The 6,237-nt window shown below is 53.5% G+C and carries 6 protein-coding genes; all 6 read right to left on the reverse strand.

The window, feature by feature from the left end; all coding sequences use genetic code 11:
• Nucleotides 1-408: a rhodanese-like domain-containing protein gene (locus tag KKG35_13335; protein MBU1739109.1), complete on the reverse strand. Its 408-nt coding sequence runs from the start codon at nucleotides 406-408 to the stop codon at nucleotides 1-3.
• A 614-nt stretch (nucleotides 409-1,022) separates the two neighbouring features.
• Entirely contained in the window at nucleotides 1,023-1,877 is an 855-nt protein-coding gene (locus KKG35_13340; GenBank protein ID MBU1739110.1) for a MotA/TolQ/ExbB proton channel family protein, read from the reverse strand.
• Nucleotides 1,878-1,927: 50 nt separating this feature from the next.
• On the reverse strand, nucleotides 1,928-2,776 hold the full coding sequence (locus KKG35_13345) for a flagellar motor protein MotB (protein ID MBU1739111.1): 849 nt from the start codon (nucleotides 2,774-2,776) through the stop codon (nucleotides 1,928-1,930).
• A 190-nt stretch (nucleotides 2,777-2,966) separates the two neighbouring features.
• The gene (locus KKG35_13350) at nucleotides 2,967-4,187 is read right to left on the reverse strand and encodes an HDOD domain-containing protein (GenBank protein MBU1739112.1); all 1,221 of its coding nucleotides are present in this window, start codon (nucleotides 4,185-4,187) and stop codon (nucleotides 2,967-2,969) included.
• Between the two features lie 111 nt (nucleotides 4,188-4,298).
• Nucleotides 4,299-5,282: a CsgG/HfaB family protein gene (locus KKG35_13355; protein ID MBU1739113.1), complete on the reverse strand. Its 984-nt coding sequence runs from the start codon at nucleotides 5,280-5,282 to the stop codon at nucleotides 4,299-4,301.
• A 69-nt stretch (nucleotides 5,283-5,351) separates the two neighbouring features.
• On the reverse strand, nucleotides 5,352-6,237 hold an 886-nt coding region (gene argJ, locus KKG35_13360; protein ID MBU1739114.1), incomplete at its 5' end, for a bifunctional glutamate N-acetyltransferase/amino-acid acetyltransferase ArgJ.

The raw sequence follows: 6,237 nt of genomic DNA on the forward strand, positions 1-6,237 counted from the left end.
TCAATACTCACTCTTTTCAACCGGATAACCGGCTTTTTCCCAGCCCACGAAATTACCCTGCAGATGGCGCAGATTGCTGAACCCAGCCACTTTCAGAAAAAAAGCGGCCAGAACAGCCCTGGGACCATGGGCACAGTATACCACTACTTCCTGGTTCCTGCTCGAAACAGGCACCCGGTCCAGATGAAACGGCAGGGACAGAACCGGGATATGCACGGCACCGGGTATATGCCCCCTGTCATATTCACCTCTAGTCCGCACATCAATAATGACAGGATCAGATCTACCCCCACGACTGGCGGAGAAAGCCTCCCTGCTCACCTGTACAGCACACCCATGGAGCAGCAACAATCCAAGCAACAGAAAACATCTGTTTATCATCGACAGATTATGGATCATAGAGGCCATTATAGTAACTCCCGGGGCAAAGAAACAGTCCGGGGACAACAATCTTGACCTGAACATCAGATGTCCCGATTCCCGCTGGCCCTCCTTCCGCTTTCCTGATTAGACGATAACCAGCTGATATATTTATATTTAATTGCATATGCGTGGTGCGGAAATGGCGCGACCCATCCTTCGACAGGCTCAGGATGATCCCTCGACAAGCTCGGGATGAGCGGGTTGAACAAGGTTGGGATGATCCCTCGACCGGCTCGGGATGAGCGGATTGAACAGGGTCGGGATTCCCCCTCGACAGGCTCGGGATGGGCGGATTGAACAGGGTTGGGATGACCCCTCGACAGGCTCCGGGTGAGCGGGTTGGACAGGGTTGGAATGCGTTGGGTAACCGCGAATCCGCTCATCCTGAGCTTGTCGAAGGGTGAGTCTGCCGAAGGGCAAGCCTGTCAAAGAGTTGGCTTGTAAAAGTTTCAACGGCTGAAAACAGGTGGGCTCCGGAGACAATTGAAGCTCCCCGCGGCAAGCCACGGGGAATCTCCGTATGGAAGGTTACTTACATCAGATTCGCTCACTAACCCCGCGACAAGCTGCAGGGAATGCGTTTCGCTATGCATGTTCACTCAGGTCGCAACCGGAGCCTGCTCAACCGCCGCGTCCTGTGCGGACTCGTTTTCCTTTTTGATATGAAACCGCTTCTGGATCCGCCGCAACGACACAAGTTTACCGGCACGGGAGGCCGGGGTCAGGAAGGACTTGAGCTTCACTTCCAGCAATCTCGGGTTGACCTCACTGCTGATCGCCGCAACTCCTTCCATCACAATTTTCTGCAGAAGAAGTTCCTGGTTGGTCCGCTCATGCAGTCTTGCGGCAAAGGGCACAAAGAAAAAATTTGAAAAGACTATTCCATACAAGGTTGAGGTAAGCGCGATGGGAACGGTTTTCAGAATCACCGCAGTATCGCCGACCCCGGCGATCATCCCGATCAATCCCACCACGCTGCCGATGATCCCGAATGACGGAAAAAGATCCGCCATGGTCCGCAGCACCCGCTCGCTGTCGTCCCGCCGCATCCTGAAAAAATACATTTCGGTATTCAGAAGATCACGAATCTGCTGCTCACTGTATCCATCAACCAGGTACCCGAGGGCTGTCCGCAATGCCATCAGCGAGGTCTCCTCCTCATCCTCCTGCAGGGAAAGGAGCCCCTTGAATCTGGATTTCACCGAAAGATCGACCATGATCCCGACAATATCCGAGGCCCGCTTGCCGGGCTGCCGGAAGGAGTAGCGGAGCACTCGGTAGACAATCTGCAGCCTGCTGGCCGGATAACAGATCAGGGTGGCGCCGAGCGTGCCGCCGACTACGATCAGAAGCCCGGATAGATTGAAAAACAGGCCGATATTGCCATGCAAAACAAAACCCGAGGCAAACAAGGCGACACTGAATATCAATCCGAAGATGGTCCTGAAGTCCATTGACCGCATTGCCGATTTTTCTGGTCCGGAATCTTTAAGCATGAGCGCCTCTAATAAGATGGTTTGTCCCTGGTGATAATTATCTCCACCCTGCGGTTCACTGCCCGGTTTGCCGGAGTGTCATTCTCCCGGAGAGGCTGGAAGTAGGAATGCCCCGTGACGAAGAACCGCTTTTCCGGAACCTTCAGTTCATCGATCATAAACCGGGCAACCGCCGTTGCCCGGGCCACCGAAAGTTCCCAGTTTGAAGGATACCGGTCCGTGCTGATCGGTGTGGGATCGGTATGCCCGACCACATTGATCATATAGGGTGTTTTCAAGATGATTCGGGCTACTCCGGCGAGGGCTCTTTCGGCGCCCGGCTTGACCTCGGCCCTGCCGGGATCAAAAAGAAGATCGTTGGTCATGGTAAATCGGATCGATTCATCAGGGGCAAGATTCACATCGGCAAAATCACCAATATCCTCAGAGTTGATGATTCTTCGGCTCAGGTTGAAAATCTCACCAGTCGATTCAAGGGCCGTATCCGTGATATCTCCTGGACCGCCGCTGGAGGATGGCCCCGAACTGCCGGGGGCAAGCGTGACATTTTTCCTCCTGTAAACCTGCCAGTTCTCTTCGAAGGTATGGTTTGAAGCCTGATAGATATACAGCACCGCAAAAAGGATGAACATGGTCATCATCAGGTCGGACCAGGCAATCGACCAGTGCATGGACCTCGGCTGATAGGGACGCCGCAGATACTCATCCTCATTATAGACCCGCAAACGGCCGGCTGCGTCCGCCCTGAAGGACTGCGATTCCTGAATTGCCGGCTGTTCGTCGTCTCCGGGCGCACTTTTCAGTGGTCCGGCCCCGGGCTGCCTGTTTTCGGCCCCTGTTATTTTACCTTCTTTCATAAACTCCCTGGAACGCGCTCAGATCATTGCCAAATGAAGACTCCGGCCTTTTAAACATATCGGCCGCAGCAGGGATCTCTTGAATGAAATGTGAGGGAACAGCAAATCAGGAAAATTGTTATTTTCACCCTTCGGGGATACGTCTCGATGTCTCGCGAGCCCGTTTGTCGGTGCGAGCAGAGGAGCTGCTCTACCCGGCTTGAATCCTGGTCAATGAATCTGCGAAGGCGACTGCGGTCAGGTAATAATCTGGAACGTTTTTCGGCTCCACACCGAGCGCAGTGAATGCCTTGAGACATTTTTCCATTTCATTTCTCTCATAAGCATCCGTCGCCGTTAAAAATGGCACAAGAGGACCGGTCTTCTTCATCAGCGCGTCCTTGATTGCCTCGTCAATCGGCAACTTTTCCATCACTTCCTTCATCGGCGTATCAAGAAGGCCGTCGATCATCGAGAACAACCCCAACAGGAACACCTCCGAAGAATCCGGCCAAACCCGGCTTTCGCCAGCCAGCAACTCACAGAATCTTGCCCGGACCACTGAAAGCTTCAGCAGCTCAACGGGCTTGTCGGTGGCAATCTCTGAAACCAGGAGAAGAATAACGAAGCGCTTCACCCCCTGCTCACCGATATAGACGATGGCATGGGCAACGGACTCTATTTTCTTCTGCAGATAATAATAGGCTGAATTGATATACCTCAGAAGTTTATAGGTCATCCCCACATCCCTGGAGAATATTTCCTTCAGGGTTTTGATGGTAGTGCTCTTCCTGTTCACTTCCGCCAGTAACTGCAGAAGATTGATCTTGCTGGCGGGGATTTCCTTCGACTGAATCATCTGGGGCTTGCCGAAAAAATACCCCTGGAAGAAAGTAAAGCCAAGCTTCATTGCCTGCTCGAACTCCTGCAGCGTTTCAACCTTCTCGGCCAGGAGTTTTACATCGCGGTTGGCGAGTTTGTACCGGACCCTCTCCAGATCAGTCCCTTTGGTCAGGGAGAAATCAATTTTAATGATTTTTGCCAGGTTGATCAGGGGCTCCAGATTACGGTGGTGGATAAAATCATCCAGGGCCAGAACATACCCCTTTTCCACAAACTCTTTGCAGACCGCAATAATCGCCGGTGATGGCGGCACATCCTCAAGGACCTCGATGACAACCAGGTTATTGGGAAAGGAGAGGGGAACTTTTTTCAGCAGCAGCTCTTCCGTGAAATTGATAAAGCACGGTTTTGAGGAAGAGATCTTTTCTATGCCTTCGGTAAGGAATGCGGTGGTCAGGAGGCTGGTGGTGGCCCGTTCCCCGCTGATCTGCCCCAGAGCGTAATGGGCGGCCCCGCGATACAGAAGTTCATAGGCCTGCAGCCGTTTATTCCCGTCGAGAATCGGCTGTCTGGCAATATACATTTCCATATCGGACCATCTGAAAAAAGTTTTAGAAGGCGGACACGCTACGCCGGAAAACAGGGCAACAAAAGTATCATATCAGAAACAATTGCTGATTTGGGAAACTGATTTGGGAAACTAAATGGCGGGGCTCTCTTCAGACACTTCTTTGACGGGCTTTTCTTCCGGGACCCTTTGCAGAATCTGACCGGGAGAGAAATCGCCTTCGAGGATTCTGGCGTGGGAGAAGTAGTCTTCCACCTGGACAACCTCAACCTTGCCCATATTTCTGCCCGGCAGGCGGCCAAGTTCATTACCGGTCTGGGGATCCACCAGAATCTCCCCCTGCTCATGGGCGGTCCAGACACTGCCGACTTCCACCGCCCGATCGACTCCCCCGGAGAAAATCAGGGTATCGCCGACAACCTTGACCACGCTGGGGTACCATTTTTCCCGGACGATCGTCTCGCTGATACTTCGGATGCATTTCCTGATCACGTTGGTGGTCGCTTCGCCGAGCGGGGTCTTGTAGAACGAGTTCGCACCAAAAGTCACTTTTTTATAGGTTGCGGCAAAATCAACCTCGCCGGCCCAGACACTGTCGGAAAAACTTTTGCTGACCACAACTTCGCCGGTTTCCACATCGGTCACATAGAGAGTCACCGAAACCACCGCCATCTGACCGCTGGTCCCCATACCGAAGTTTCTTACAAAACCACTTATCCCGCCACCCGCAACATGGGAGAAATCGGTCACCGCGCCCTTGATGAGATATTTGACATTCTTCAAACGCCCCTTGTCGAGCCGCCCTTCCCTCCTGAACTTCGGACTGTTCTGCATCTCGAGCTCCCTGATCACGTCCTGGATATCTGCCCGGTTCAGAACGGTGTACCGCCGGGAATTGACCAGTTCATCAACCAGCCGGTCGCGGATGCCCTGGCCCAGGTTCCAGCGGTATGGGAAATTGGCCTTGTTTTCAAAATCGAGAATGGCGATGGTTGGAATATTATAGTCCCGGACTGCTCTCGGCAGGGGGCGAACAGCGTGCGATGCGCAGCCGGAGAGCAAGACGATAATCAGAAACAAGGATATTTTCCGGAAGAGGCTCATTAATTTATCCATTATCTGTTCTGAAGAGCATATCAAAAGCGCCCGGGAAAAAACAATACGGAAACAACTGTTGGGCGGTTTTCAACTCCGGTAATCGGCATTGATCTTCACATAATCAATCGACAGATCACAGGTATAATAGATGGCGGAAGCCGTCCCCGCTTTCAGGTCGATGGATACGGTAAATTCCTTCTTCCTGAGGATTTCGGTGGCCGCAGCTTCCGCTTTTTTGCCGAGCCCGAGCCCGTCCCTGACCATCTGGACCCCGTCGAAGAAAATATCAACTTTTTCCGGATCAAAGGCGGCGCCGGACCGACCCAGAGCAGCAATAATCCGGCCCCAGTTGGCATCTTCGCCGAAGAAGGCGGTCTTCACCAGTTTGGAATCAGCGACCGTATGGGCAGCCTTACGGGCTTCAAGTTCGGATACGGCTCCCTTGACCTCAACCCGGACCAGCTTGGTCGCTCCCTCACCATCCCTGACCACCTGCAGGGCAAGGTCGGTGAGCAGATCATCAAGGGCGCCCTGAAAAAGCTCTGCGCCACCACTTCCTTGGCTGATCACCTCGTTTCCCGCCAGACCGTTGGCCATGATCAGGACCGAGTCATTGGTACTGGTGTCTCCATCCACGGTGATCCGGTTAAAAGAACGGTCCACGGCGGACTTCAAGGCTGATCTGAGAAAATCTCCGGCAACGGCACCATCGGTCAGCACAAAGCAAAGCATGGTCGCCATATCCGGCCTGATCATCCCGGCCCCCTTGGCGAGCCCTGCGATCCGGACTTTTCGGCCCGCAATCGCAAACTCGCGGACCGCCGTCTTGGGCACGGTATCGGTGGTCATAATCGCCAGCGAGACACTGGTGAGTCCGTCTGCCGAAAGCTTTTCCACGAGTTTCGGCACCCCTCTGGAAAAGCAATCCATTTCAAGGTGCTCACCAATCACCCCGGTTGAGGCGACCAGCACA

This window comes from Pseudomonadota bacterium (assembly GCA_018823285.1).
GTDB lineage: Bacteria > Desulfobacterota > Desulfobulbia > Desulfobulbales > JAGXFP01 > JAHJIQ01.